This is a genomic window from Paraburkholderia sp. FT54 (genome assembly GCF_031585635.1).
Lineage (GTDB): Bacteria > Pseudomonadota > Gammaproteobacteria > Burkholderiales > Burkholderiaceae > Paraburkholderia.
In genome coordinates this window covers 1,238,511-1,265,068 of sequence record NZ_CP134196.1, presented here as the reverse complement: position 1 = coordinate 1,265,068, position 26,558 = coordinate 1,238,511, and the positions used below count along the sequence as shown (strand labels likewise).

Sequence of the window (26,558 nt, the reverse complement as noted above, 5' to 3'; positions counted from 1 at the left end):
AAACGTCCAGATACGAAAAAGCGCCACGCGAGCGGACAGCCTCGCGTGGCGCTTCGGCGCCGCCCCGTTTCGGCGGGGCGCGGCGCGTTTAAAGCTGGCGGCGCAACTCCGCCGGCGGCACCTTCATCAGATGCCGGTATTTCGCCACGGTGCGGCGCGCCACCAGCACGCCCTGGTCGGCGAGCATCCTGGCGAGCGTCACATCCGAGAGCGGATCGCGCGTGTTTTCCGCGGCGATCATTTCCTTGAGCAGCGCGCGCACCGCCGCGGCCGAACAGGTGCCGCCGCTTTCCGTGCCGAGTTCGCGCGGGAAGAAATGCTTGAACTCGAAAATGCCGCGCGGCGTGGCCATATATTTGTTGCCGGTGGCACGCGAGATAGTGGATTCGTGCAGGCCGAGCTCGTCGGCGACATCGCGCAACACCATCGGCTTAAGGGCGATTTCGCCGTACTGGAAGAAGGCCTTCTGATGCGCAACGATGCATTCGGCCACCCGCTGAATCGTGTCGAAGCGTTGCTGCGCGTTGCGGATCAGCCAGCGCGCTTCCTGCAGTTGCTGCGCGAGCGGCGAACGGCTCGCGCCGGCCGACTGCGCGAACAATTCCGCATACATGCGATGGATGCGCGCGCGCGGCTGCACCGCCGGGTTGATCGTCACGACCCACTTGTTGCGCACCTGACGCACGATCACGTCCGGCACCACGTAGTTGTCTTCGGTACGGCCGTAGCTGTTGCCCGGCTTCGGGTCGAGCTTGCGCACCAGCGCGCAGGCCACCCGCAACTCTTCCGCGCTGCAGCCGATCTGCTTTTGCAGTTCAGCCTGCTCGCGGCGGGCGAGCCGCTCCAGATGGTGTTCGACGATTTGCCGCGCCACCTCGCGCCCCGGCGTGTCGGCGGGCAAGGCATTCACCTGCAGCGTCAGGCATTCGGACAGCGAACGCGCGCCCAGACCCGGCCGGTCGAGCGATTGCACGAGACGCAATGCGACCAGCAATTCTTCTTCGGTCAATTCGGGTTCGAGATCGACGCTGTCCGCGAGATCGGAGAGTTCCTGACGCAGATAGCCGTCGTCGTCGAGCGCCTCGATGATGAAGCGAGCCACCGCGCGGTCACGGTCGTCGAGCCGATAGAGGCGCAGCGAGTCGTGCAACTGCTCGCGCAAGGTGGGTTGCGAGCGCGCCCATTCGGCTGGGTCGCTGCTGTCCGAGTCGCCGTTCTGGCGCGTCGAACTGCGGCTGCTGTAGTCGCCGGAGTAGTCGCCCGGCATGTCGTCCTGACCCGCGCTTTCCAGCGTGTCGTTCAAGCCGCCTTCGGCGGGCTGCGCATCGGGTTCGGCGGCGGCGACCGTGTCGGCGGCGGGCAGCGCGCCGTCTTCGCCTGAGGATGTGGTCGCCAGCGCGACGTCTTCCGTATCCGACGAGTCGTATTCAAGGAACGGATTGGTGTCGAGCGCCGTGCGCAATTCCTGCTGGAACTCCAGAGACGACAACTGCAACAGACGCACCGATTGCTGCAGACGCGGCGTGAGGGCGAGAGACTGCCTTGTGCGTAGTTCAATTGAAGGCATTGTAGTGAGGTCCCGTTAATAGCCGATAAATGGTGAGTAGCCTCTTCTGAGCAACTGTCGTACCAGTTCGCGCAACGCCCTGTTTTTTCTACGCTTTGCATTTTCAGGCCCGCCGATTGCGCAGGCTGCCCGAGGCCATTTTTACAAGTGCCCGGCAAATTCCGGTCCCCGCCGGCGCCTGCCGGCGCCTGCCGGCCAGCCAAGGTCCGGCGCTTCGCGGTCCTTCCCAGCGCTCTATTCCTCAGCCTAAATATATGTGCCGTAACGGCTTTCCCGGCGATGGCAGTCTTTTGCCGCCATGGCGGGCACACCCCTTGCGTCTCGCACTATGTGGACGGACGCCGGTCTTGCACGCAAAACGCAGAAGCATCACTGCGGCACCGCCGCGGAGCGAAACGCAAGCAAGCTGTCGTCTCGTGTCGATAACGGGCCCTGACGGAACCGTAGCGGCAACGATCCCACGCGTGTCATCAACGGTTTCGACCGCGATCGACCGCAGGCAACAAGACCGCAATTTTCATCAACACCCGAAGGAGAAACCATGAAGACCATCCAGATTCTGAAGACCGCAGGTAGCATCGCTTGTGTCGCGTTTGCACTGAACGCGACGAGCGTTATGGCGCAGAGCAGCGCGCCGTCGGCGTCGTCGGAAACCATCGGCCAGCACGTCGACGACAGCACCATCACCACCAAGGCCAAGGCAGATCTGCTGGCCGCCAAGAACGTCAAGTCGACGCACATCCACGTGAAGACCCGCAAGGGCGTGGTGTGGCTCACGGGCACGGTGCCTTCGGCCGACGACAAGGCAGCGGCCGGCGAAGTCGTGGAAGCCGTGAAGGGTGTATCGAGCGTGAAGAACCATCTGAAGATCGCGGCTGAATAAGTGCAGCGATCCAGGCGGGAAGCGCCGGCTTCGGTCGGCGCTTTCCGGTGCTTCTGGTTCAGTTCGGAAAAGTTCAGAAAACGCAAAAGCCATCCGCACATACTGCGGATGGCTTTTTTCATGCACGGCTGGTGTTCGAGTTGGAACCCGCCGCGGTTGAGCAGGAACAACCGACAACCGGCGCCCTCTCGGGCGCCAGTCGCCTCACCTGCCCTTAGCGCCTGGCGGCGGCGTATTGATCGCGCAGATCGCGCACGCGGTCATGATTCTGCAGCACGCCTTGATACTGCCGCTCGACAATCGCTCGCACATCCGCCGGCAACTCCTTTTCGAGCGCATCGTGATAGCGCTTCTTCGCAACGTCCTCACCCTTCTCGCATTCGGCGAGGATCTCGTGGTCGCTGCGATCGGTCACCGCCGACTTCACGTCGACCCAGCCGCGATGCAGCGCACCGCTCATGCTGCCGCCCGTTTCGGGCTTGCCGCCCAGCCCCTGAACCACGTCTTGCAACTCGCGCGCGCCACGCGTGCAGTCTTCAGCACGCGATAGAAACAGCGTTTTCAGCTGCGCGTCATGCGCATCTTCGGCTGCCTTGCGAAAGCCCTTCTCGCCGTCCTTCGACGTTTCGACCAGATCGTTCAGCACGGAAACAACGTTCGTAGCCATTCAATACCTCCAAGGGTTTCGTTAGTCATGGAATCCGCTGCCGGACATGCGTCGCGCCCTTGCCGGGAGCTCGCGGTCCGACAACGGAATTCGTTGATCTATCCGCACGAGGCGTGCCCGGGGCGTAGCGCAGAAGAAGCGATGTGGGTGGCGTCGATGGCGTTTCCAATCTTGCCAACGCCGCGTAAATGTTGCGCACCGCCGATCTGCCTAACAGCCCGCAACCCCCGCCCGAAGGGCTCGGGCAAGTGGCACAATGGTTGCTTTATATGCCGCGCCCCCAGCACGGCGTGCAGCGCAACAACGCCTGCAAGACGTGCCGATGAATTGAAAACAATGGGCAGGCAACAACGACAGGGAGCATCAATCATGAAGATCAGGAACGCGGAATTTCTGGCCGCCGTCGCGATCATCGCGTCGGCGACCGTATTGCAGATTCGCGAACATTCGCAGGCACACGAAGCGCCGTCCTCGAATGCGCAAACTACGTCTTCGTGTGGCGTGACGCACGACGGCCTGGTGCCGGCCGCATGCGAGCCCACCCGAGACAAACGTCAGGTGGACCGCGCACCGGCGCCACAACGTGGCGCGCCGCAAATCTGGGTGTGAGCGTGACTTGCGCAAACAAGCCTCTCGCTCCACACAGTGACAATGAACAAAGGCCCGACAGATGCCGGGCCTTTTTGCTAATTACTGCGTACTGCGCCGAGAAAAAATCCGCGCGTCGACGCGGGTCAACTCACGCGCTCTTCTCGGTGAATTCACTGAGCGGCACAGGTTTCTTCAGCGGATCGAAGTCGGCCCAACGGCCCTGCTGCCAACGGCCGCTCGCCCGTTCGATTCCCACGCCGCCGGCTTCGCGCAGCACGCGCGCGGCGTCGAGTTGATTGTCCGGCGACACGTGGACGGCAACCAGCACACCGGAATCGCGCGTCTCCTCATGAAACGGCGAGCGGTGTCCGACATGACCGGCGTCGCGTGTACGCGCCATGGCGCCGACCAGTGAGCCGACATAAGCGCCAACGCCCGCTGCTATCAGTGACACGATGATCGGCGCGGAAAACGCCGCGAAGATCCCGACACCCACCACGGCGCCCACTACCGCGCCGATGGTGACGCCCATGCCGGCGCCTTTGGGCGCCTCCCTCGCGCCGGCATCGGTGCCGGTATCTCCGCCGATCGGATAACGGGCATGCCGCCCGCGCGGATTGACGAAGAACAGCGTGACGTCCTCCTCGACGAACCCTGCATTGAAGAGCTTTGCCGCCGCATCTTCAGCGGCGGGAAAAGTCGTAAAGCGTGCTGCGACGATGAGTGACATGAGGCCTCCTTGCATCGTTGGATAGCGTTTGCGGACCCATGCCGCCGCATTCGCGGCGCCGCACAGCGCGCGCGAGCGATGACACGCGCCGGCACTACGCCGTGGTGCCGCGATCCGGTTCCATGCCTTCCACTCTGAACAGTCCGCTATGCAACACTACGCCTTCACCGTTGTTCTGGTCGAGTGCTTCCGCGCAAACCGCACGGATGCGATGACGGCCTTTGTCGAAGGCCGACATCAGCGCGGCTTCCAGAGCGGAATCGGCGCCGAAATGGTCTTCGAGCGCCTCGGCGGTAATCGTGCATACGACCGGTTCGCCGTCCACCCGCGCCATGAAGCGCACGGTCAGATTCGCTCCGTCGAAGACCGGCTTGTCGTCGGAAAAAGTGATCTGCATAAGGGAATCCTCATAGACCGGCCGCGGCAGGATCGCGTTCATGGCGAACCCTTCATTGCGCCGGCGAGTTGCTGTGCCATCGCCAGATGGTGTTTGATGGTCGGCAGTGCGTGCTGGGCTGCGGCCTTGAGTTGCGCGTCGGTGCCGCTGGTGCTTTCCTGCTGGAACAGATCGACGGCTCGCTGATGCGCCTCCACTCCGACCTGCTCGACGTAGGCCTGATCGAATTCCGTGCCCTTGAGCGTCTGGAGCTTGCCGACCAGCGCGGAATCCGCCGACGGTGTCGGGGTGAAGCCCTTCTTCGAGACGAGCGCCGCCATCGCGTGGGAGAGCTTTGTGTGATCCGTGATCATCTGCTGCGCGAATTTCTTCACGTGCGGATCGCTGGAGTTCTTCAACGCAACCTTGCTGGCCGCGATTTCGGTGGCGTCGGACTGCGAGGCGTCCTGCACGAACTGCTGATCCGCGGGCGAAAGCTTCGTGCCGCTGACCGGCGCATCGCTCGCCGGGGCATCGCTGGCTTGCGCGTAAACCGCGCCGATGGACGCCGCGCTCAAACTCACCGCGACAGTCATCGCTTGTAGGGAATACCGGAATTTCATGCATTTTCTCCAAGTTCGACGGATACACCGGAGCGGAACCGATGCGAGGCGGCGCGGCATGCATCCAGCCCGCGCGCCCCGCTCATCATTGCGCTCATGCCGCCTTGCGCTTCGACAGTTGCGCAATCAGCGTTCTGTTAAAAGCCGGCAGGTCGTCGGGGTTGCGGCTGCTGATCAGATTGCCGTCCTCGACCACTTCCTTGTCCACCCACGTGCCGCCCGCATTGCGAATGTCGTCCTGCAGGCTCGGCCAGCTCGTGACCGTGCGCCCCCTGATGATGCCCGCCGACACCGGCAGCCACGCGCCGTGACAGATCACCGCGATCGGCTTCTTCGCGTTGTCGGCCGTCTTGACGAAGGCCTGGGCCTGCGCCAACAGACGGATGGCGTCGCCATTCACCACGCCGCCCGGCAACACCACGGCGTCGTAATCGTCCGCGCTTGCCTTGTCGAACGTCGAATCGACCTCGACGGTATCGCCCTTGTCCACATGCTTGAAACCCTGGATCTTGCCAGGCTTGGCTGAAATGACGTGCACCGTCGCGCCTGCTTCAGTCAGCGCGCGTTTCGGCTCGATCAGTTCGGCCTGTTCGAAACCATCCACCGCGAGTACCGCCACCTTGTAACCCTTCAGCGTGCTGGCCATACATACTCTCCTTCGTGTCTTCGTGTAAGTGCCGGGCCGGGCGCGCAGCGCAGCCCCGCCTTTCATTCACTTCGATTCAGCAAAAGACGTGCCCATGTTTTCGGTTACCTGCCCGATCCATGGTGCCCATCGGATGATTGCCAGGCCGGGTCAAAGACCTTGCGGGTCGTCGTCGAGGCCGTCATCGTCGTCTAGCAGCGGATCGATCACGTGGTCGGGCTCGATGTCGGCGTCCGGCACCAGTGTCGAATCGCCATCGGCAGCGGCGCGCTCGCCTGTGCCGGCGCGGTCCGTATCGCTGCCGAGTTCGGAGTCGCCCGTTTCGAGCGCGTGGTTGTCCAGTTCACTATCCGCGTCGAACTCATGACGCTTCGCACCGGCAGTGTCGCTGCCGCTATCGGACGAATCGCTCGGACCGAGCGCGCCGGTCGTGCCGGCGGTTTGTTTGACGACCTGTTGCGGCTCTTCATCGGGATTCAGGGTGCTGCTCATGGCGCTCTCCTTGGTTGGTTCGTTCATTACCCATGCAGAGCAGAGGATTCGCAAGGATTGTTCCGCTTGCCCGCGAAGCAACCCGAAGCAATGCGAGGCGGCCAGCACGCGGTACGGCAAGGGCAACGCTGGGCATTGCCTTTGCTTGAAGCGAGTCAGCGGCGCAAAGCGCGCCTTCCGCTTGAAACTTCTTCCCAAGACGATGACGATGGCTGCCACGACCACTCCGATCCAACGCCGCCCCGGCGACATGGACGACGACAGCGCGAAACAGGCCGCGCCTGCCGCCATGCCGCCGGGCTTGCGCCACGCCGACGATACGAAGCCCGGCATCACCCGTCGGCGTGAAAAAGAGGGATTCGCGTATTTCGATGTAGCGGGCAAGCGCATCGACGACCAGGACGAAATCCAACGCATCAACGCGCTCGCCATTCCACCCGCTTATGAAGACGTGTGGATCTGTCCGGATGCGCGCGGCCATGTTCAGGCCACCGGCCGCGACGCGCGCGGGCGCAAGCAATACCGCTATCACCCGCGTTGGCGTGCAACGCGCGACACCGACAAATACGAACGCATGGCCGAGTTCGGCCGCGCGTTGCCGAAAATCCGCGCGCGTGTCGCGCGCGACCTGAACCTGCCGGGCATGCCGTGCGACAAAGTCATCGCCGCGATCGTGCAGTTGCTCGATACGACGCTGATCCGGATCGGCAGTGTCGAATACGCGCGCGATAACCAGTCTTACGGTTTGACGACGCTGCGCAAAAAGCACGTGAAGATCGAAGCCGGCCAGTTGCGTTTCAGATTTCGCGGCAAGAGCGGCATCGAACACGACGTGACCGTGAACAATCCGCGCGTGAAGCGCATCGTGCGGCGTTGCGCCGAACTGCCCGGCCACGACCTGTTCCAGTATCTCGATGAAGACGGCACACGCCGCACCGTCGGCTCCGCCGACATCAACGACTACCTGCGCCGTGCGAGCGACGCGGATTTCACGGCCAAGGACTATCGCACGTGGGCCGGCAGCGTCTACGCGTTGGCCGCGCTGCGCCGCCTGATGTGCAGCAGTGCGGCGGAAGCGCGCCGGCATATCGTTGCCACCGTGAAGGACGTGGCAGGTTTACTGCGCAATACGCCGGCCGTGTGCAAGCGTTGCTACATTCACCCTGCGGTGATCAGCGCATTCGAAGCGGACGAGTTGCAGAGCCTCGCGCCCGCGCAGTCGCGCCGTGGGCTGAGAGTGGACGAAGTGGCGTTTGCCACCTTACTCGCGCAGGCCGAGAAGCGCGCCGCGAAGCTCGCGCGGCAAGCCGGCGCGAAGGGCCGCAAGGCGCGAGAGTCGGCGGTGGCGGAGAGCATCGACGATTCGATTTCCCGTTTGCTGAAGAAGTCGCGCGTGGTGCGTAAGGCAGCGACGCAGGCCGATGCGAAGGCCGGCGCGCGCACCGCGCCCCGGGTGGCGGGCGGGCGCGCAGCGGGTGCGTCGCGTGGGGTGAAACAGGCGGCGCCTTAAAGCGCGCCGCTCAGAAAACCGGCTGCCCCGTCACGATGACCCCGCGGCTATGCGGTCCGCTCACTGACCTTTTGTATCGCTGCTCGCATCCGCGCCGGGCGTATTGGTCGAATCCGTCTTCGGCTTCCTGGCCTTCGACTTCGACATGTGATGGGATGTCGAGCCACTGGAACTCATCGCGCCCGCCGTGGGTTGTCCATCCGTGGTCGGTGCCGCGGTTGCCGCGCCGTGCGCGTTGCCCGAGCCGCCGGTGCCACCGCCGCCGCCGTTACCGTTGCCGCCGCCTGCTTGCGCGAATGCCACGCCCGACATGGCGACGAGTGCCGATACCAGCAATGCTTTTGAATAGTTCATTGAAGTCTCCGAGGATGGATGGACAGCGTACGCAAGTTATTGATCGCGCTGCTGCGTGAACATCCCGCAAGGGCTATGCCTCATAACGGCGACGTGTTCCCAGTTCTCCCCGTCGATCTGTTTGGACGAAATATTTTCAAATGCGTCAGCGTGCTTTACGCGTTTGGCGGGACGCTTCGCACATGTTCTCTGCAAACGCAGCATGCCTGAGCATGGATCACCGCCGCGGCATCGCGCGATGCCGTTCAGAATTTGAAGGAACGCCGGTTGCTGAGCCTTGCACACACCTAACCTTAGAGGAGGCTCATCATGCTCAACCAGACACAGTCGCAAGCCGGCATGCGGCAAGACCAGGGCGCCCGAATCGTCGGCAAAGGCAGCGCGACCGCGGACGGCCCCGGCCCGGACGTCATGGCCGCCTCCACCCTCGACGGCGACAAAGTGCTCAGCAGCGACGGCGAGGACATCGGCAAGATCAAGGACATCATGCTCGACGTCGGCGCGGGCCGCGTTGCGTATGCCGTCCTGTCGAGCGGCGGCTTTCTCGGCATCGGCGACAAGCTGCTCGCCATACCATGGCATGCTTTGACGCTCGATACCGGACGGAAGTGCTTCGTGCTGAACATGACCGCTGAGCGCGTGAAGAACGCACCGGGTTTCGACAAGGACCATTGGCCATCCATGGCGGACCAGACGTGGGCCACCTCCGTGCACCAGTACTACGGCAGCGAACCGTACTGGGGCCGCGACGCCTATGCGCGCCGCGACGACTACGGTGTCGGCGACGTTCCCCCGGCATCGTCGGACGCGCCGGAGGCTGGCGGGCTGAAGTTGTAACGTATGCTCGTGCATGGGGCGCGCCGCCACCAGCGCTCACCCATAGCCGGGCCGATGCGCCGGCATGCCGCCACCGCGGCAGCCGGCGCGTTTCTGTTTGAGCGCACAATGAGCGCGATCAGAGCGATCAGCGCGCACGCACGATCCGATCAGGAGGCGGCATCATGGCCACCCGAAAATCCACCAGCAAGTCCAGACGCCCAGTCGCGCGCGGCAAGTCGGGCCGGCCGCCGCGCCAACGGCATGCCCAGGCACAAGCGGCGCATCGCGCGAAGAGCCCGAAGAAGTGGTCGCATCACGTGATGGAAACCAGCGACGCGATGGACATCCAACACGATATTTTCAAAACCGGCAGCGCGGAGTCGATCGCACAGTCGCTCAAAGCGTCGTCGACGAAAAGCCGGCGCCGCAAGGGCACGCCGTTCCAGTCGGCCATGTCGATGCTGAACTTCTATATCAATCGCGCCGGCAGGAACTTGCCGAAAGCGCGCCGCGACACCTTGCAGCGAGCCAAGCGCAAGCTGCGCGAAGCATTCGGACGCGCGCCTTGAAATGACGCGTCACTGACTGACGCGTCCGGGCGCACCTTTGTTCAACCGGCCCGCATGCAGCACACGCACGCGGGCCCTCACCGGATGCGCATGCACGAAACTTTGTGGTTTCTCATTGTCGGTGCCGTACTCGTTTTCATGGGTCTGGCGGCAACGACACTGCGGCGGCTGCCCGTCAGCGCCGCCATGTTCTACCTTGCGATCGGCTACGCCCTCGGGCCGCCCGGTATCGGCCTGTTGCGCCTGGACATGATCGCCGACGCGCATGTGCTGCGCACCATCACCGAAGTCGCGCTGCTCGTCTCGCTGTTTGCCATCGGCCTGCGGCTGCGGCTTGGCATGCTGGAAAAACTGTGGACCGTGCCGCTGCGTCTCGGCTTCCTTGCGATGCTCGCGACCATTCCGCTGCTGATGCTGTTCGGCGTGTACGTCCTGCATCTCGGCTGGGGGCCGGCCTTGCTGCTGGCGGCGATCCTCGCGCCGACCGATCCGGTGCTGGCCCACGACGTGCAAGTGCACAACCCCGGCGATCACGACCTGCTGCGCTTCGCGCTGTCCGGCGAAGGCGGCCTGAACGACGGCATCGCACTGCCCTTCGCGATGCTCGGCCTGGCGTTATGCGCGGCGCCCGCCGCCGAGACGGGCGACCTGCTGAACCTGCAGCTCGCGGGCAGCATCGTGTGGGGCGTGGCGGGCGCAATCGCTATCGGCAGCGTGCTCGGCTGGGCCACGACCCACGCGGTGGCATGGCTGCGCACGCGCCACGCGCAGGCGCTCGGGCTGGAGGGTTTCTTCGCGCTCGGCCTGATCGAACTGTCGTATGGCGCCGCGCAACTCGTCCACACCTATGGGTTTCTGGCCGTGTTCGCGGCCGGTGTCGCCATGCGCCGTGTCGAACACCGCGCGAGCGGCGGCAAGTCGCCTCGCAAGACCATCGGCACCGTCGATTCCGAAGACGTCGAAGCGACCGCGGCGCATCCGGGCAAAGCGCACGCGTTTATGACGGAGTCAGTACTCGGTTTCACGATCGAACTCGAACGCATTGCCGAGGTCGCGGTCATGGCGATGGTCGGCAACGTGCTCGCCACCATGCGCACGCCGCTCTTCACCTGGCAGACCGTCGCACTCACCGCCGCGCTGTTCGTGCTCGTGCGGCCGATATCCGTCGAGTTGTCGCTGCTGGGGTCGAGCGCGACACCGACGCAACGCCGTCTGATGAGCTGGTTCGGGATACGCGGCATCGGTTCGTTTTACTACCTGGCGTACGCGCTTGAAAACGGCGCCGCTGCCGACGTCGCCCCGCTCGTGCCACTCACGCTGGCCGTGATCGCGGCGTCGGTCGTGATTCACGGCGTCTCGGCTACGCCGTTGATGAACTGGTATCACCGGCTGCGCAGTCGCGAAGGTTAAGCTACGGCTTCGCCGGTACGCGGCCTGTAGACGTGCTGGCGAGCCCGTGTCTGCTCGCGTCAATTGGAGTCGCTAGAATACGAAACCTTCACGCTCCAATACGCCCCCTCACATCCGATGACCTCACGCGACGATTCAGCACGTACGGCACGGGCGAGCGCCGCCAACTCGCTGTTTGCCTTTCTCAAGTCGTTGCCGCTCGGCGAGCGCCTGATCGAAGGCAGCTTCATGGCCGTGCAGGCGGTCGCCGGTGCAAGCCTGGCGGTCGCCATTGGCCGCGCGCTGCATACGGAGCAGACCTTCTGGGCCGCCATCACGGCGATCGCGGTCAGCCAGCATAGTTATGTCGACACCCGCAATCTGTCGCGCGATCAATTCATCGGCGCGATGGTCGGCGGCGTGTGCGGACTCGTGGGCGCCACGTTCGGCGCCGGCTATTTCGCGGCCTATGCGGCCACGGTGGGCGTGGCGATCGCCCTGTGCTGGATCCTGAACGTCGGCAGCGCGGCGCGTCTGGGCGGCATTACCGCGACGATCATGCTGCTGGTGCCGGGCATCGGGCCCGCCTGGGACAAAGCCCTGCTGCGCCTTGGCGAAGTGACGCTCGGCACGGTCTGCGCGCTGCTGGTGGCCTTCCTGATGTCATGGATCGAACAGCGCTGGTTCGGCAAACCGGGCAAACCTGGCTAGTTTTCCGCCGCCTCGTTCTCTTGCGGACGACGCCGGTAACGTCCCGGCGTCACGCCCACGCTTTGCTGAAACGCCTTGCCGAAGGCGGCCTCCGATTGATAGCCCACCGCCTCGCCGATCTCGGCCGCGCTGCGCTGCGTGCGGCGCAGCAGATCGCACGCGATGGTCATACGGATCTGCGTGAGAAAGTCCATTACCGTCATGCCGGCGCGCTCGTTGAAATGGCGTGCGTAAGTCGCGCGCGACATGGCGGCGAGGTCGCCGAGTTCGGCGATGGTCCACGCCCGTTCGGGCGCGCTCAGCATGCCTTGCACGGAAGCGCCCAGGCGCGCGTCGGCGAGCAGCGCGAGCACGCCTGAAGCCGACGCGTTCTGCTCGCCGTGCACCCGTAGCGCCATAGCCAGCAGCGCGTGGCTCAATGCGGTGACGATCGCGAGGGCGCCCGCCTGACGTCGTTCGGCCTCGCTGCGCATCAAGGCGATTACCGTCTGCAATGAGTCCCTCGTTTCCATGCCGCTCAGCGAGACATGGAACGGATCGGGCAATGCGTTCAGCAGCAAGGCCGATGAACCGGGCGAGTAGACAAAGCGGCCGCAGAGAAGGTCGAGGTCGGCGGGAATGCGGGCGTCGTCCTGGCCGTCGTTGCGACGCACAGGCAGCATGCCGTCATGGCTTGGCGTCAACGGCGCGTGGGCAGCCGACTGCTTCACGTCGCGCACGCGATGCGCCGCGCCGCGCGGAAACAGCATGAAGTCGCCCGCGCGCAACGCACGCTGCGCGCCGTCCGCGGTTTCGACGATGCACGCGCCGTCCAGCACCAGGTGAAACGGCGCAATGCCCGCCTCCGCCGGGTCATGGACGATATCGAAGGCGCCCGAAAGCAGGCAGCGCAGATCGAGACTGGCTTGGGGACGGGCGAGGTCGAGCAGTCGGCTGAGCGTATCCATGAGACGATCGCGCTAAAAGTTGAGCGAATCGAGTATTCAGGATATCGCGGCGCAGCGCAATACTGGTCTCACGACGCCGGCACCCGCCGACGCGCAATAGGCCAAGGAGCACCGCCATGTTGAACTGGATCGATTACCGTCACGAACTGGTCGGCCGTATCGGCGAGATCGCCAGACTGTCGCCCGATACTGTCAAAGGCTATCAGGCATTGTCGGGCGCCGGCCAGAAGAAGGATCTGCTCGGCGCCAAAACGCGCGAACTGATTGCGCTCGCCGTAGCGGTCAGCCTGCGCTGTGATGGTTGTATTACCGTGCACACGGCCGAAGCGCTCAAGCATGGCGCGACGCGCGAGGAAATCGCCGAAGCGCTGGGCGTGGCGGTTGCCATCAATGCGGGCGCCGCGATGGTGTACTCGGCGCGCACGATGGATGCCGCCGCGGCCTATGCCGCTCAAGCGGCTGATGCGGGGCAGGCCGCTGTGGAATGAGCGGCCGTAGGGCGAGCCGCTCATGCAACGGTGGCTGCGCGAGCGGCGGGGCCCGCACATGCGGCCGCCCTTCGAGTCAGTTACCGCGCCTCTTCCAGTTGCTTGCGGCGCGGCTCGCCCTGACGCTCCAGCATCCAGCCCGGGTATTCCGCCGGCAGCGTGCTGACCTGATCGAGCTTCGCGAGTTCATCCGCGGAGAGCGAGACACCGGTGGCGGCGATGTTGTCGTCGAGTTGCTCGACCTTCTTCGCGCCGACGATCACCGTCGTCACCACCCGTTGATGCAGCAGCCACGCCAGCGCGATCTGCGCCACCGACACCTTTTTTGCCTCAGCGATATCGCGCATCACGTCGATACAGTCATAAGCGCGCTCGCGATTGACCGGCGGAAAATCGAACGTCGTGCGTCGGCTGCCCGCTTCGCCCTGCTGCTCACGTCCATACTTGCCGCTCAGCAGGCCGCCCGCGAGCGGACTCCACACCATCAGGCCGAGGCCTTCACTGTGCAGCATCGGCGCGAGTTCACGTTCGAGGTCGCGGCCCGCCAGCGTGTAATACGCCTGCAGCGTTTCGAAGCGCGCCAGCCCAAGACGCTCGGAAATACCGAGCGCTTTCACGATCTGCCAGGCGGCCCAGTTCGACACGCCCACGTAGCGCACATGGCCGTGCTGCACCAGCGTGTCGAGTGCGCGCATGGTTTCTTCGATCGGCGTGGCCGGATCGAAACCGTGGATCTGATACAGGTCGACGTGATCGAGTTGCAGACGCTTCAAACTCGCCTTCACGCCGTCGATGATGTGATACCGCGAGGCGCCGCGCGCGTTGGGAAACTCGCCCGTCTGGCCGAACACTTTGGTGGCCACCACCACTTTGTCGCGCGGCACCTTGAGGTTTTTCAGCGCCTGGCCCGTGATCTGTTCGGACAGGCCCTCTGAATAAACGTCGGCTGTGTCGATGAAATTGATGCCCGCGTCGAGCGCCCGGCCGACCAGCCGCTCCGCGTCCGCTTGCTGCAGATCGCCGATCTGCTTCCAGATGCCCCCGCCGCCGCCGAAGGTCATCGTGCCCAAACATAATTCTGAAACAAACACACCGGTACGGCCCAACTGGTTGTATCGCATCGTCGAAACTCCAACGTGGTTCGTGAATGGGTGAGGCGTAGAGAGTACTGCAATTGGCAAAATCCGGCAGAGCGTCAGGCAAGCTGTGCAGCCGTCAGGCATTGGGTTGATGTATGTTTCAAGCTCCTTACGATCAGTGCGTCTGCGCGCCGCCGCTTGTCGCGGCGAGCGGACGGAAAAAATGCCGTCACACGGCCTTTCGATTGCGACATAAGTGCCGGCACATTGTCTTTGGGCAAAGCCAGCGGAAACCTGCCAGACTGATTCCTGATCCTTGCAACCGGCTGCTTTCGCCCCCTCTGGATATGGCACGCCCCGCCCCCAACTATGCAGGCATGAGTCCGGCCACCACCACTGCCGCTGCGTTGGGCGCGGCTCCCGACACCGCATCCGTCGCGACGCCTGCCATGGGGCTATCGACGGCCGGCGCGCTGGGCGATTTCCATCCCGCGGTCGCGAGCTGGTTCCTCAAGACCTTTCCCGCGCCAACCGACGCCCAGGCCGCCGCATGGCCGCAGATTCGGCGTGGCCGTTCCACGCTGGTGGCCGCGCCCACGGGTTCGGGCAAAACGCTCACCGCCTTTCTGTCCGCACTGGACGATCTGGTCCAGCAAGGCCTCGCCAATGGCGGTGCACTGCCCGACGAAACGCTGGTGGTCTACGTCTCGCCGCTGAAGGCGCTCTCCAACGACATCCGTCTCAATCTGCAGTTGCCGTTGCAAGGCATCGCCGCGGAACTCGACGCGCTCGGCTTGCCGGCTCTGGACATCCGCACCGCCGTGCGGACCGGCGACACCACGCAGCAGGAGCGCAACGCGTTGAAGAAGCGCGCGCCGCATATTCTAGTGACCACGCCGGAATCGCTATACGTGCTGCTCGGTTCGGACTCCGGCCGCCGCATGCTCGCGACGGTGCGCACGGTGATCGTCGATGAAATTCACGCGCTCGCCGGCAGCAAGCGTGGCAGCCATCTCGCGCTCAGCCTGGAGCGGCTCGACGCGCTGTGCCTGCGGCGCCTGCCGCGTATCGGCCTGTCGGCGACCCAAAAGCCGGTGAGCGCGGTCGCGCGTTTTCTGGTGGGCGGCGGGCGTATCGACAGCGGCATTCCCGCCGACTGCGCGATCATCGACGTGGGGCACGTGCGCGAACGCGATCTCGCGCTCGAGATCCCGCCCGTGCCGCTCGAAGCGGTGATGCCCAACGAAGTGTGGGAGCGCGTCTACGACCGTCTCGCCGAGCTGGTGGCGATGCACCGCACCACGCTGATTTTCGTCAACACGCGCCGCATGGCCGAGCGCGCCGCGCATCATCTGACCGAGCGGCTGGGCAAGGACGTGGTCGCCGCGCATCACGGCAGCCTTGCAAAGGAACATCGTTTCGACGCCGAACAGCGCCTGAAACGCGGCGAACTGCGCGTGCTGATCGCCACGGCTTCGCTGGAACTCGGCATCGATATCGGCGACGTCGATCTGGTCTGCCAGATGGGTTCGCCACGCGCGATCGCGCCGTTCCTGCAACGCGTCGGACGCTCGGGCCATCATGTCGGCGGGATGCCCAAGGGCAGACTTTTTCCGGCCTCGCGCGACGATCTGATCGAATGCGCCGCGCTGCTCGATTGCGTGCGGCGCGGCGAACTCGACGCGCTGCGCATTCCGCGCGCGCCGCTCGATGTGCTCGCCCAGCAGATCGTCGCGGAAGTGTCGAGCGCCGAATGGAGCGAGGACGCGCTGTTCGACCTGATGCGCCGCGCGGCGCCGTACGCCGAGCTCACGCGTGAGCAGTACGACGCGGTGCTGCGCATGCTCGCCGAAGGCTACACGAGCCGCAACGGTCCGCGCGGCGCCTATATTCATCGCGACGTGGTGAGCGGCACGCTGCGCGGCCGGCGCGGCGGCAAGCTAGTCGCCGTTACGTCGGGCGGGACGATTCCCGAGAACGCCGACTATGCCGTCGTGCTCGAACCGCAGGCGATCAATATCGGCACCGTCAACGAGGACTTCGCCGTCGAAAGTCTGGCCGGCGACGTGTTTCAACTCGGCAACGCGTCGTACCGGATTCTGCGGATCGAGAGCGGACGCGTGCGCGTCGAGGACGCGCAGGGCCAGCCGCCGAACATTCCTTTCTGGCTCGGCGAAGCGCCGGGCCGCAGCGACGAGCTGTCGTTCGGCGTCGCGCGTTTGCGCGAGCAGATTGGACACCTTCTCGAAGAAAAGAGCGCCACGGCGTCGGCCATCGTTGCGGACGAGACCAGCACCGACTTCGAAACACTCGCGGCCCGCATCGAGCATGCAATCGGCTGGCTGGTCGACAATCTGCATCTCGACGAAGCCGCCGCGCGCCAGATCGTCGACTATCTCGCCCGTGCGCGCGCCGCGCTCAGCGTGCTGCCCACCCAGAACACGCTGGTCATGGAGCGTTTCTTCGACGAATCCGGCGGCACGCAACTCGTCATTCACGCACCGTTCGGCAGCCGGGTGAACCGCGCGTGGGGCCTCGCGCTGCGCAAGCGCTTTTGCCGCACCTTCAACTTCGAACTGCAAGCCGCCGCCACCGAGGACGCGATCGTGCTGTCGCTGACCGGCAGCCATTCCTTCGTGCTCGACGACGTATGGCGCTATCTGCATTCGAACAGCGCCGAGCATCTGCTGATTCAGGCGCTGCTCGATGCGCCGCTGTTCGGCGTGCGCTGGCGCTGGAACGCGACTACCGCGCTCGGCCTGCCGCGCTATACCGGCGGACGCAAGACCGCGCCGCAATTGCAGCGCATGCGCAGCGAAGATCTGCTGGCGAGCGTGTTTCCCGAGCAGGCTGCGTGTCTGGAAAACGTGGTCGGCGAACGCGAACTGCCGCGTCATCCATTAGTGGAGCAAACCGTCGACGACTGTTTGCACGAGGCGATGGACAGCGAAACCTGGCTTGCGCTGCTGCGCCGTATCGAACAGGGCGACGTGCAACTGGTCGCGCGCGATTTGCCCGCGCCCTCGCCGCTCGCCGCTGAAATCCTCAACGCGAAACCGTACGCTTATCTCGACGACGCGCCGATCGAGGAACGCCGCACACAAGCGGTGTTGAACCGCCGTTGGACCGATCCGTCGAGTGCCGACGATCTCGGCGCGCTCGATGCCGAAGCCATCGAAAGCGTGCGCGACGAAGCGTGGCCGCAGGCGCGCAACGCTGACGAGATGCATGAAGCGTTGACCGGCCTTGCCTGCGTCACCGAGGCCGAAGCGCGCCGCAACGAAGGCTGGCCGGCATGGCTCGCGTCGCTGGCCGAAGCCGGCCGCGCCACCCGCCTGCAGCTCGCCGGCGACTCCGCCGTGTGGCTGCCCGTCGAACGCCTCACCTGTTTTCAGCCGCTCTATCCCGACACCCGGTTTGCGCCGCCGCTCGTCGCGCCGAAAGGCTACGCCGATAGCTGGAGCGCCGACGACGCCCTGACCGACGTGCTCCGCGCGCGTCTGACCGGTTTCGGCCCGCTGCCGCTCAGTGCGATTGCTGAAGCGTTGAAGTTGCCCCCGGCGTCGGTCGAACAGAGCCTTACGCGCCTCGAAGCCGAAGGCTACGTGATGCGCGGGCGCTTCACGCCACAAGCCGCCGGGGAAGAATGGTGCGAACGACATCTTCTCGCACGCATACACCGTTACACCGTGAAACGCTTGCGGCGCGAAATCGAGCCGGTGGAACGGCACGACTTCATGCGCTTTCTGTTCGAGTGGCAGCATCTGACGCCGGACACGCGCAGCGAGGGGCGCGACGCGCTAGTTGCCGTGCTCGAACAGCTCGAAGGCTTCCAGGCCGCGGCGGGTGCGTGGGAGGAAGACATCCTGCCCGCGCGCGTGAAGGCCTACGCAAATACTTCGCTCGACGAACTATGTCGGGCCGGCAAAATAGTCTGGACCCGTCTGACGGAACGCGCGCGCGGTGCCAGCGGGCCGGTCCGCAGCACGCCGATCGTGCTGCTGCCGCGCGCGCAGGTGGGTGTGTGGAGCGCGTTGCTCGATCCGTCGAAACAACCGGAGCTGTCGGCGCGCGCGCAAAGCGTGTACGACACGCTGGTGCAACACGGTGCGATGTTCTTCGACGAATTGTTGACCGAAGTTCGCGGATTGCGTATGGAACTGGAGAGCGCGCTGGGCGAACTGGTGGCCGCGGGTCTCGTGAATTCCGACAGTTTCGCGGGCTTGCGCGCCTTGCTCAAGCCGGCCGCCAAACGCAACGCTTATTCCGGCAGCCGGCGCGCGCGGTCGAGCGCGCTGATCGGCGGCATGGACGACGCTGGACGCTGGGCGCTAGTGAAGCGGCCCGCCGCTGCTGCGGCAACAGAGACCGTTCCGGAGCGCCGCAGGCAGTTCCCACCTGAAGTGCTGGAACACGTTGCGATGACCCTATTGCGCCGCTACGGCGTGGTGTTCTGGCGCTTGCTCGAACGCGAGGCCGAGTGGCTGCCGCCATGGCGAGACCTGTTGCGCGTTTTTCAGCGGCTCGAAGCGCGTGGCGTGATTCGCGGCGGGCGCTTCGTGAATGGCCTCGCCGGCGAACAATTCGCTCTGCCCGAGGCGATTCCTGTGCTGCGAGAAGTGCGACGGCATGCGAACGACAGTGCTTTTGTATGTATCGCCGGAACCGATCCGTTGAATCTCGCTGGCACGCTGCTGGTCGGCGAACGCGTGCCCGCGGTGGCGGGAAATCGGATTCTGTATCGCGACGGCATCGTCGTGGCCACGCTGGTGGCCGGGACATTCTGGTTCGAAGCCTCGCTGGAAGCGGTCCCCGCCGAAAGGGAAACGGCCCGCGCATGGCTGGCGCGACGCTTTTAGCCGTTTCGAGAGATGGGCGGCCGCACAGCTTCCCTGCGCGTGACCGGAAAAAAAGCCCTTAAAATAGCGCTAAAGACGGAAGTCTTACAGACCGTTAATCTTTATAAGCCCGTAATTCCAATCGCTTCGCTACAATGGGGACAGTCTTACGTATGATGAAGACTGTTTGCCGACTCCGCCTTCACGGCGGCCACCGGCACACACCGCCCGGGGATCTCATGAATGACGACCAACACGACCAGGTGCTTTATGCCCAGTTCGGCACAAGCAGCCCATGCTGGCGTCTGTCGAACGACAGCAACGCGCTCGAACTCACGCCCGTAACCGGCGACGTGCCGGCTAATGTCGCCATTCCGCTCAATCCCCAGCAGGCTTCGCAAATCCGCTGCCTCACCGGCGTCACCTCGCATCTGGTCCTAGACGTGCGGCTGTTCGGCGAACCGCTTCGCCTGCATCTCGTGGGTAAAAAGCTCAGCAGCAATACCTGGGCGGGCACCGCCTCGGCCTACGACGACACCGAATCCGTCGCCCGCGATCTGGTGCACGGCCTCTCGTTTGCCGAACAGGTCGTGTCCGAAGTGAATTCGGTTGTCGTGATCGTCGACCGGCACGGTCGAATACAGCGCTTCAATCGTCTTGCCGAAGAACTTACGGGCGTTAAGGAAGAGAACATCATCGGCCGCAACGTGTGGGCGTTGTTCATGTCCACCGAAGACGGCGCGGCCTCCAGCCAGAACATTGCGGGCTTCTTCAATCGCGGCGTGTCGTACGAGGTCGAGCGGCGCGTCAAAACGGTGCACGGCGAACGGCTCTTTCTGTTCCGCAATAAATTCGTCCACAGCGGCAGCGGCGTCGAAGAGCAATTCCTGATCTGCTCGGGCACCGACATCACCGAGGAACGGCTCGCGCAGGAACGCCTCACCGAACTGGCGAACACCGATTCGCTCACCGGCCTCGCCAACCGCAACGCGATTCAGGACAAGATCCGCGCCGCGATCGAAGACGCCGCGCCGGGCGAAGCAGTCGGCGTGCTGTTTCTCGATCTCGACAACTTCAAGAAGGTCAACGATCACTACGGCCACGTGTTCGGCGACCGCCTGATCCGCGACGTGTCGTCCGCGATCAGCGAGTGCCTGAACGAAGGCGACACGCTCGCGCGCCTCGGCGGCGACGAATTCATCGTGCTCGCGGCGAGAGGCACGGCGCACGAACTCGAAGCCACCGCGCAGCGCATTCTCGAACGCATGCGCACGCCGTTCGCGCTTGGGCTCGTGGAGGTCTATACGGGCTGCTCGATCGGCATCGCGCTGTATCCGGAACACGGCGACAGCCTCGAATCGCTGATCCGGTCAGCCGACACGGCCATGTACGTCGCCAAAGACGAAGGCAAACGCACGCACCGCGTGTTCTCGCCGGAAATGAACCGCCGGGTCGCCGAATACATGTGGCTCGACACCAATCTGCGGCGCGGCCTCGAAGAGGGCCAGCTGACGCTGCACTACCAGCCGAAACTGTCGCTCGCCACCGGTGTGGTCCAGGGCGTCGAAGCGCTGGTGCGGTGGAATTCGCCGGAGCGCGGGCAGATCATGCCCGCCGAGTTCATCCGTTACGCGGAAGAGTCCGGGCTGATCGGCGTGCTGGGCCGCTGGGTCATGGTAACGGCCGCGAAACAGGCGGCCAAATGGAAGGGGGACGGCTATAACCTGCGCATCGCGATCAACGTGTCGGCGCGGCAACTGGTCGATACGGCCGTGGTCCGCCATTTCAGCGAGGCGCTGCAGAACGCCAATCTCGATCCCTGCCTGATCGATCTCGAACTGACCGAGAGCTGCCTGATCGAAGACGAAACGGCCGCGATCGATCTGATCAAGCAGTTCCGCCAGCTCGGCGCGCAGGTTCATCTGGACGATTTCGGCACGGGCTATTCGTCGCTGTCGCAGCTGGGCCGGATTCCGCTCGACGTCATCAAGCTCGACCGCAGCTTCGTGCGCTCGATCAACGCCGACACCAAAGCGCAAGCACTGGTGCGCTCCATGGTGGCCGTCGCGCAGGAATTGAATTTCAAGGTGGTCGCCGAAGGAATCGAGACCGAATCGGAAGAAGTGTTCATGAAGGGCTTGGGCGTGGATTATGTGCAGGGCTTCCTGTACGGCCAGGCCATGCCGGCGGCTGAATTCGAACGCTGGTTGCAGGATAGACAGAAGCTCAGGCTGATTGCCTGAGCTTGTGCACCGTCCTCCTTACGGCTCTTGCTCGAACCCACATCGATTCAGCCGAAATTGGCTACGCCGGCCACCGTCTGACGCAGGTTCGAGGTACGGCGGTTCTGCAGCATCACCAGCCGCTCCATGAAGGCGAGGTCCTTCTCCTCGATCGTGAAGGCAGCGTCGACCCAATCCTCGGTGATTTCCATCAGCTCGGCGCGCGAGAGTTGCTGCACGCGCTGGCGCGCCCGCAGCATCGCGCGGATGCCGTTCATTTTCGGCTTGAGCGTGTCGATGAAAGTACGGGTCGCCATATAGGCCTCGCCCGGTTCGAACAGCTGATCGACCAGACCTTTGCCGTAGTGCCATTCGGCCGTATGCGATTCGCCGACGCCGATCAGCTCCTCCGCGAGCCGCATGCCGACCTTGCGCGCCACCAGTGAATAACCGCCCATGCCCGGAAACAGATTGAACGCGATCTCCGGGAAGCCCATGCGCGCGTCGTTCTGCGCGAGCACGAAATGATGCGCGAGCGCGGCCTCGAAGCCCCCACCGAGTGCCGTGCCCTCCACCATCGCGATCGAAATCGCACCCGTGTCGAATCCCCGCGACGCCGCATGCACGCAATCGACACATGCCCGCGCGTAGGCCATGAGCGCCTGGCGCTTGCCGCCGCGGATCGAGTCCGCGAAGAAATCCAGATCGCCGCCGACGTTGTACATGGTCGGAATCAACGAACCGGTGACCCAGAAATCGATCGGCAATCCCGACTCTCGTGCTGCCTGCGCGAGTTCCAGGATGTCATGGACCAGATCGAGATTGAAACAGGGGCGCGGCTGTGCCCGCAACATCATCCACATGACGTTGCGGCCTTCTTCGTAGTACGCGGAAATTTGCGACAGATTGCCGGCTTCGAGGAACGGGCGGCAGGCGTGATGATTATGCAGATTCATTTTGATCGGTCCTTTTGAGGTTAAACACTGGTATTGCTATGCGAGCCTAAAGCAGACCGGAATCGGATGGGAGCGGGGTAACCAACAGATGAATGCAAGCCGCGTTCAAAAGCCCGCCAGCAGGCGTTCTACGCGAAGGAGGGAGGCTGACGGCGTGTCGCGCGGACGCAAACGCTTGCGCACCGAAGATGGGCGAATTCGGGCCGCAAACAGGCGCGCGGCGGGCAATCCATTTGCCCATGGGCAAGGATTGCATTTCCTGCCGGATTGAAAAAAGAAAGAAATAGTCTTCGATTAGAAAATGCAATCGAAAATATGAGCGGCAAATGCTTTTTTCGCTGATTGGTGGGCTGACAGACGGTTTATGCGCTTCGCATGATCAAACGCGGGCGGTCCACCGCGCCGCGCGCCTTGGCCACCGTCTTATTGCAGACGCGCGGACCAGCGGCCGGCTTCTTCCGCGCACATGCCGACGGCGAGCGCCGCGGCGAGAATCTGCGCCCACGTGGCCGCATCCACGGGAATGCCTTCGGCCTCGCGCTGCGCGCGCGTCACGCGCTCGGGTTCGCCGGGCTCATAGAGACGCTCGGCGCCCGCCGCGAGCGGCGAGGCCTTCACCCAGTCGATGAACGCGTCGGCTTCGGCTTGCGCATCGGGGGCGTCGAACGCGGCCGGATCGATGATCACCGACAGCATGCCGTTGATGATCGCGTTGGTCGTGCCGAGCGTAGTCGAGTGCGTGGTAAAGCCGCCAGAAAGCGCGCCGCCGAAGATCTCGCACATGGCCGCGAGTCCAAAACCCTTATGCCCGCCGAACGGCGTCAGCGAACCGAACGGCGCTTCGTGCATGACTTTGGGTTCGAGCGTGGCGCGGCCCTCGTGATCGATCAGCGCGCCGGGTTGCACCTGCTTGCCCTGGTTATACGCGACGCGCGTCTTGCCATACGCCACCGTGCTGGTCGCGAAGTCGAGCACGAGCGGCGGCTTGCCGGGCCGCGGATAAGCGGCACAAAACGGATTCGTGCCGATGCGCCGGTCCGCGCCGCCGAACGGCGCGACGAGCGGATCGCCCGCCACATTGACGAAATGGAACGACACGAGCCCCGCACGCGCGCACTGTTCGGCCCAATGACCGATGCGCCCGATGTGATGGGCGCCACGCAAGCCGACCGCGCAGATGCCGAGGCGTTTGGCGCGTTCGATGCCCTGCTCCATGGCCTCGAACGCCACCACCTGGCCGAAGCCCCTGCCGCCTTCGACCGTCAGCACGGCGCCCGCGTCTTTCACCACGTCGGCGTGCAGGTTCAGTTGAAGCTCCCCGTCGGCGAGCGATGCAACATAGCGCGGAATCATCCCCACACCATGCGAGTCGTGACCAGTCAGATTCGCCGCCACCAGATGATCGGCGACCAGTTCCGCTTCGCGTGGCGTGCTGCCCGCCTTTTCCCAGATCGCCCTCACGTAGGCGTGCAGTTGTTCGGCCGGAATCCGGGGCGTGGCGGGTTGGGCGGTCGAGTTATCGGTCATTCACAAAGTCGGCGGACGTTGACGGGTTCAAGGCAAACGACAGTCGAAGAGAATGCTCAAGGCGCGGCGGCGATCACCTCGGCGACCGCGGCCGTGAGCTTCTTGCCGTACGGCACGTGCAGGAATTCGTTCGGTCCGTGCGCATTCGACTTCGGTCCGAGCACGCCGCACACCATGAACTGCGATTTCGGGAAACCCGCCTTCAGCACGTTCATCAGCGGGATGGTGCCGCCCTGCCCCATGTAGGCAACGTCGGCGCCGTAGTGTCGGCGAGAAGAGTCGTTGAGTGCGGTGGCGAGCCACGGTGCGAGGTCGGGCGCGCTCCAGCCGCTCGCCGCGCCCGCGTCCGGCTTGAACGTCACTTTGGCGTTGTACGGCGGGTCGAGTTCGAGCAGCGCCTTCAGTTCGGCGACGGCCTTCTCCGCCTCGATCAGCGGCGGCAGACGCAGCGACAGCTTGAACGCCGTGCGCGGACGCAGCACGTTGCCGGCGTCGGCCAGCGCGGGCAAGCCGGCCGCGCCGGTCACCGACAGCGACGGACGCCACGTCGAATTGAGCAAGGCCTCTTGCGGATCGGTGGTGGTGGGCAGCACCTGACGGCCGTCCTGGCCGCAGGCCCACGGCAGCTTCTTCCAGACGTCGTCGCCGAGAATCTGGGCGGTGGCTTCCGCTTCACGCAGACGGTCCGCCGGGATATCGACATGGAAACCCTTCGGCAATAGCGTGCCGTTGGCCGAGTCTTCGAGACGGTCGAACAGTTGCCGCATGATACGGAAGCTCGACGGCGCGATGCCGCCATAGCCGCCCGAGTGAATGCCTTCGTCGAGCACCTGCACTTCGAGGTCGCCAGCGACCAGTCCGCGCAACGACGTGGTAAGCCACAGCTGATCGTAGTTGCCCGCGCCCGAATCCAGGCACACGACCAGACCGACCTTGCCGAGCCGCTCGCGCAACGCGTCGACATACGGCAGCAGATCGTAGCTGCCCGACTCCTCGCAGGTTTCGATCAGACCGACGCAGCGCGGACGCTCGACGCCTTGCGCGTCCAGCGCGGCGAGTGCGGTGATGCTGGCGTAGATCGCATAGCCGTCGTCGGCGCCGCCGCGGCCGTAGAGTTTGTCGTTCTCGAGCTTGGGCGTCCACGGTCCGAGGTCGTTGCGCCAGCCGTCGAACTCGGGCTGCTTGTCGAGGTGCCCGTACAGCACGATGGTTTCCTCGCTGCCCGAACGCGTCGCCGCCGACTCGAAGAAGATCACCGGCGTGCGGCCCGGCAAGCGGATGATTTCGAGTTTCAGGCCGCGCACGGGCTGCTGTTCGGCCCATTGCGCGGCGTCGGTGATCACGCGCTCCAGATAGCCGTGCTTGACCCACTCGGGATCGAACGCCGGGCTCTTGGCCGGCACGGCGATGTAGTCCGTCAGCGCGGGCACGATCTCGTCGTTCCACTTGCGGTCCACGAATTCGCGTAGCGTCTCGGGGTTGATGCGTTGAGCCTGCTGGGTGTCGTCGGAGATCATGATGGCGGTCCGTGGGGATCTGTTCAGTCAAAACGGTCATGATAGTCCTGATGCGGGATTGGCTGAACCCCTCTGAACCCCTCGCCGTGCGTCGGGCTTGCTGAATCTCTTCCGGCGCCGCTCATTCCAGCCATGTCGAGCGGCTCAGCGCCTTTGCGGCGAGCTTACGCAAACAAAACAATCGCGCGACAATCGCCGCATAGGTTGAGTATCGGGAGCCGCTTCATGGGGAGCAATGTCGTCGTGCAAGCCATCGCCGCGGTGCTGGCGCTGGCGCTGTATTTTCTGCCGGCGCTGGTGGCGGACCGGCGCAAGCGTCATGACGTGCTGACGCTGGCGCTCTTCAATGCATGCCTCGGCTGGACCGTATTCGGCTGGCTGCTTGCGCTCTATTGGGCGTTGCAGCCGAACCCGCCGAAGAACATCGCGGGCGAGGTCGTGGAGACGCGCAAGCTCGTGAGGATGCGAGCGTTTTCGTCCGCGCTGCTGGTGCGCGTGCAGCGACGCACAAGCGCGCGGGATCGCTCGGAAAAGTAACTCAGACGTGGCGTGGGTCAGGCAGAAAACGGGCTGGTCGGCCGAAGCACCGGCCGACCGTGCGGGCAGTTCAGGCCGCGCGGCTCATGCGGTTCCACAGCACGGAACCGGCGGGAATCGAGCGCGGCTCGGCGCGCACGCTCGCGGGTGAAAACATTTCGCGGCGCAATTCGCCGTGTTCGTCGAACCATTCGCAAATCAGCCAGTCGCCGGGGTTGAGCGCCACCGGGCCTGCGTACGTTACTGTCATGCGCGAGCCCCCTTCCTTCAATGTGACGACGTCGCCGACATTGAATTGGGTGGTGGGCGGTGTCTGGAATGCGTCAATGGTAGCGGTCAGCATATTCATCCCCCTACGGAACCGTTGAACGGTATTTAAGTCATTGCGCCGGGTTTTTCGACTTTAGACCTGCTGAAGTAAAACACTAAAAGGTTTGGCAAGATTAACAATCGAAATTAATCGCTGCAAGTGCTTTTTATTGATACCGTTTTCATCGGCAGTGGAATGGCTTCCACTTCC

The 26,558-nt window shown here is 64.3% G+C and carries 25 protein-coding genes; 11 read left to right on the top strand and 14 right to left on the bottom strand.

Annotated elements, in window-relative coordinates:
• Positions 1-88: 88 nt before the first annotated feature.
• A complete protein-coding gene (locus RI103_RS25280; protein ID WP_310818359.1) occupies positions 89-1,567 on the bottom strand; it encodes an RNA polymerase factor sigma-54 in 1,479 nt (492 codons plus the stop codon).
• 541 nt (positions 1,568-2,108) lie between these two features.
• Between RI103_RS25280 and RI103_RS25275 the strand changes: the two genes are divergently transcribed.
• On the top strand, positions 2,109-2,450 hold the full coding sequence (locus tag RI103_RS25275) for a BON domain-containing protein (protein WP_310818358.1): 342 nt from the start codon (positions 2,109-2,111) through the stop codon (positions 2,448-2,450).
• A 214-nt stretch (positions 2,451-2,664) separates the two neighbouring features.
• Here the strand turns inward: RI103_RS25275 and RI103_RS25270 are convergent, their stop codons facing one another.
• Positions 2,665-3,117: a PA2169 family four-helix-bundle protein gene (locus RI103_RS25270; RefSeq protein WP_310818357.1), complete on the bottom strand. Its 453-nt coding sequence runs from the start codon at positions 3,115-3,117 to the stop codon at positions 2,665-2,667.
• 369 nt (positions 3,118-3,486) lie between these two features.
• Between RI103_RS25270 and RI103_RS25265 the strand changes: the two genes are divergently transcribed.
• Entirely contained in the window at positions 3,487-3,726 is a 240-nt protein-coding gene (locus RI103_RS25265; RefSeq protein ID WP_310818356.1) for a hypothetical protein, read from the top strand.
• Positions 3,727-3,856: 130 nt separating this feature from the next.
• On the opposite strand, the gene RI103_RS25260 is transcribed toward RI103_RS25265, so the two are convergent.
• From RI103_RS25260 to RI103_RS25240, 5 genes are all read right to left on the bottom strand, one after another.
• The gene (locus RI103_RS25260; RefSeq protein WP_310818355.1) at positions 3,857-4,438 is read right to left on the bottom strand and encodes a hypothetical protein; all 582 of its coding nucleotides are present in this window, start codon (positions 4,436-4,438) and stop codon (positions 3,857-3,859) included.
• A 94-nt stretch (positions 4,439-4,532) separates the two neighbouring features.
• Positions 4,533-4,877, bottom strand: coding sequence for a DUF1488 domain-containing protein (locus RI103_RS25255; protein WP_310818354.1), 345 nt, complete (start codon positions 4,875-4,877; stop codon positions 4,533-4,535).
• Entirely contained in the window at positions 4,874-5,437 is a 564-nt protein-coding gene (locus RI103_RS25250) for a DUF4142 domain-containing protein (protein ID WP_310818353.1), read from the bottom strand. Before RI103_RS25250 ends, RI103_RS25255 begins: the two co-directional genes overlap by 4 nt.
• Before the next feature lie 94 nt (positions 5,438-5,531).
• Positions 5,532-6,083 (bottom strand): type 1 glutamine amidotransferase domain-containing protein, encoded by a 552-nt coding sequence (locus RI103_RS25245; protein WP_310818352.1) that lies wholly within the window; start codon positions 6,081-6,083, stop codon positions 5,532-5,534.
• A 150-nt stretch (positions 6,084-6,233) separates the two neighbouring features.
• Entirely contained in the window at positions 6,234-6,575 is a 342-nt protein-coding gene (locus RI103_RS25240; protein ID WP_310818351.1) for a chemotaxis protein, read from the bottom strand.
• A 208-nt stretch (positions 6,576-6,783) separates the two neighbouring features.
• Between RI103_RS25240 and RI103_RS25235 the strand changes: the two genes are divergently transcribed.
• A complete protein-coding gene (locus tag RI103_RS25235) occupies positions 6,784-8,085 on the top strand; it encodes a DNA topoisomerase IB (protein WP_310818566.1) in 1,302 nt (433 codons plus the stop codon).
• 60 nt (positions 8,086-8,145) lie between these two features.
• On the opposite strand, the gene RI103_RS25230 is transcribed toward RI103_RS25235, so the two are convergent.
• Positions 8,146-8,439 (bottom strand): hypothetical protein, encoded by a 294-nt coding sequence (locus tag RI103_RS25230; protein ID WP_310818350.1) that lies wholly within the window; start codon positions 8,437-8,439, stop codon positions 8,146-8,148.
• 309 nt (positions 8,440-8,748) lie between these two features.
• Between RI103_RS25230 and RI103_RS25225 the strand changes: the two genes are divergently transcribed.
• The 4 genes from RI103_RS25225 (at position 8,749) to RI103_RS25210 (ending at position 11,927) form a co-directional block, all read left to right on the top strand.
• The gene (locus RI103_RS25225; protein ID WP_310818349.1) at positions 8,749-9,276 is read left to right on the top strand and encodes a PRC-barrel domain-containing protein; all 528 of its coding nucleotides are present in this window, start codon (positions 8,749-8,751) and stop codon (positions 9,274-9,276) included.
• A 164-nt stretch (positions 9,277-9,440) separates the two neighbouring features.
• Entirely contained in the window at positions 9,441-9,827 is a 387-nt protein-coding gene (locus RI103_RS25220; protein ID WP_310818348.1) for a DUF3175 domain-containing protein, read from the top strand.
• A gap of 90 nt (positions 9,828-9,917) precedes the next feature.
• On the top strand, positions 9,918-11,237 hold the full coding sequence (locus RI103_RS25215; RefSeq protein ID WP_310818347.1) for a cation:proton antiporter: 1,320 nt from the start codon (positions 9,918-9,920) through the stop codon (positions 11,235-11,237).
• Between the two features lie 117 nt (positions 11,238-11,354).
• Positions 11,355-11,927 carry an FUSC family protein gene (locus RI103_RS25210; RefSeq protein ID WP_310818346.1) on the top strand — a complete coding sequence of 191 codons (573 nt, stop codon included), beginning with the start codon at positions 11,355-11,357 and terminating at the stop codon, positions 11,925-11,927.
• On the opposite strand, the gene RI103_RS25205 is transcribed toward RI103_RS25210, so the two are convergent.
• Positions 11,924-12,874 carry an AraC family transcriptional regulator gene (locus RI103_RS25205; RefSeq protein ID WP_310818345.1) on the bottom strand — a complete coding sequence of 317 codons (951 nt, stop codon included), beginning with the start codon at positions 12,872-12,874 and terminating at the stop codon, positions 11,924-11,926. The genes RI103_RS25210 and RI103_RS25205 overlap by 4 nt on opposite strands.
• A gap of 116 nt (positions 12,875-12,990) precedes the next feature.
• Here RI103_RS25205 and RI103_RS25200 point away from each other — a divergent pair, with 116 nt between their 5' ends.
• Positions 12,991-13,362 carry a carboxymuconolactone decarboxylase family protein gene (locus RI103_RS25200; RefSeq protein WP_310818344.1) on the top strand — a complete coding sequence of 124 codons (372 nt, stop codon included), beginning with the start codon at positions 12,991-12,993 and terminating at the stop codon, positions 13,360-13,362.
• Between the two features lie 80 nt (positions 13,363-13,442).
• Here RI103_RS25200 and RI103_RS25195 read toward each other — a convergent pair whose 3' ends face one another.
• Complete coding sequence (locus tag RI103_RS25195; protein WP_310818343.1) at positions 13,443-14,483, bottom strand: aldo/keto reductase; 1,041 nt, start codon at positions 14,481-14,483, stop codon at positions 13,443-13,445.
• Between the two features lie 305 nt (positions 14,484-14,788).
• On the opposite strand from RI103_RS25195, the gene RI103_RS25190 reads away from it, so the two are divergent.
• Both RI103_RS25190 and pdeR read left to right on the top strand, forming a co-directional pair.
• Positions 14,789-19,300: a DEAD/DEAH box helicase gene (locus RI103_RS25190; RefSeq protein ID WP_310818342.1), complete on the top strand. Its 4,512-nt coding sequence runs from the start codon at positions 14,789-14,791 to the stop codon at positions 19,298-19,300.
• Positions 19,301-19,518: 218 nt separating this feature from the next.
• On the top strand, positions 19,519-21,522 hold the full coding sequence (gene pdeR / locus RI103_RS25185; RefSeq protein WP_310818341.1) for a cyclic di-GMP phosphodiesterase: 2,004 nt from the start codon (positions 19,519-19,521) through the stop codon (positions 21,520-21,522).
• A 47-nt stretch (positions 21,523-21,569) separates the two neighbouring features.
• On the opposite strand, the gene RI103_RS25180 is transcribed toward pdeR, so the two are convergent.
• From RI103_RS25180 to RI103_RS25170, 3 genes are all read right to left on the bottom strand, one after another.
• Positions 21,570-22,457, bottom strand: coding sequence for a crotonase/enoyl-CoA hydratase family protein (locus tag RI103_RS25180; protein WP_310818340.1), 888 nt, complete (start codon positions 22,455-22,457; stop codon positions 21,570-21,572).
• A gap of 423 nt (positions 22,458-22,880) precedes the next feature.
• The gene (locus RI103_RS25175; RefSeq protein WP_310818339.1) at positions 22,881-23,984 is read right to left on the bottom strand and encodes a malate/lactate/ureidoglycolate dehydrogenase; all 1,104 of its coding nucleotides are present in this window, start codon (positions 23,982-23,984) and stop codon (positions 22,881-22,883) included.
• Between the two features lie 56 nt (positions 23,985-24,040).
• Positions 24,041-25,501, bottom strand: a complete 1,461-nt coding sequence (locus RI103_RS25170; RefSeq protein ID WP_310818338.1) for a M20 family metallopeptidase — start codon at positions 25,499-25,501, stop codon at positions 24,041-24,043.
• A gap of 225 nt (positions 25,502-25,726) precedes the next feature.
• Here RI103_RS25170 and RI103_RS25165 point away from each other — a divergent pair, with 225 nt between their 5' ends.
• Positions 25,727-26,038 (top strand): superinfection immunity protein, encoded by a 312-nt coding sequence (locus RI103_RS25165; protein ID WP_310818337.1) that lies wholly within the window; start codon positions 25,727-25,729, stop codon positions 26,036-26,038.
• Positions 26,039-26,108: 70 nt separating this feature from the next.
• Here the strand turns inward: RI103_RS25165 and RI103_RS25160 are convergent, their stop codons facing one another.
• Positions 26,109-26,381 (bottom strand): YodC family protein, encoded by a 273-nt coding sequence (locus RI103_RS25160; protein WP_310818336.1) that lies wholly within the window; start codon positions 26,379-26,381, stop codon positions 26,109-26,111.
• Positions 26,382-26,558 lie beyond the last annotated feature (177 nt).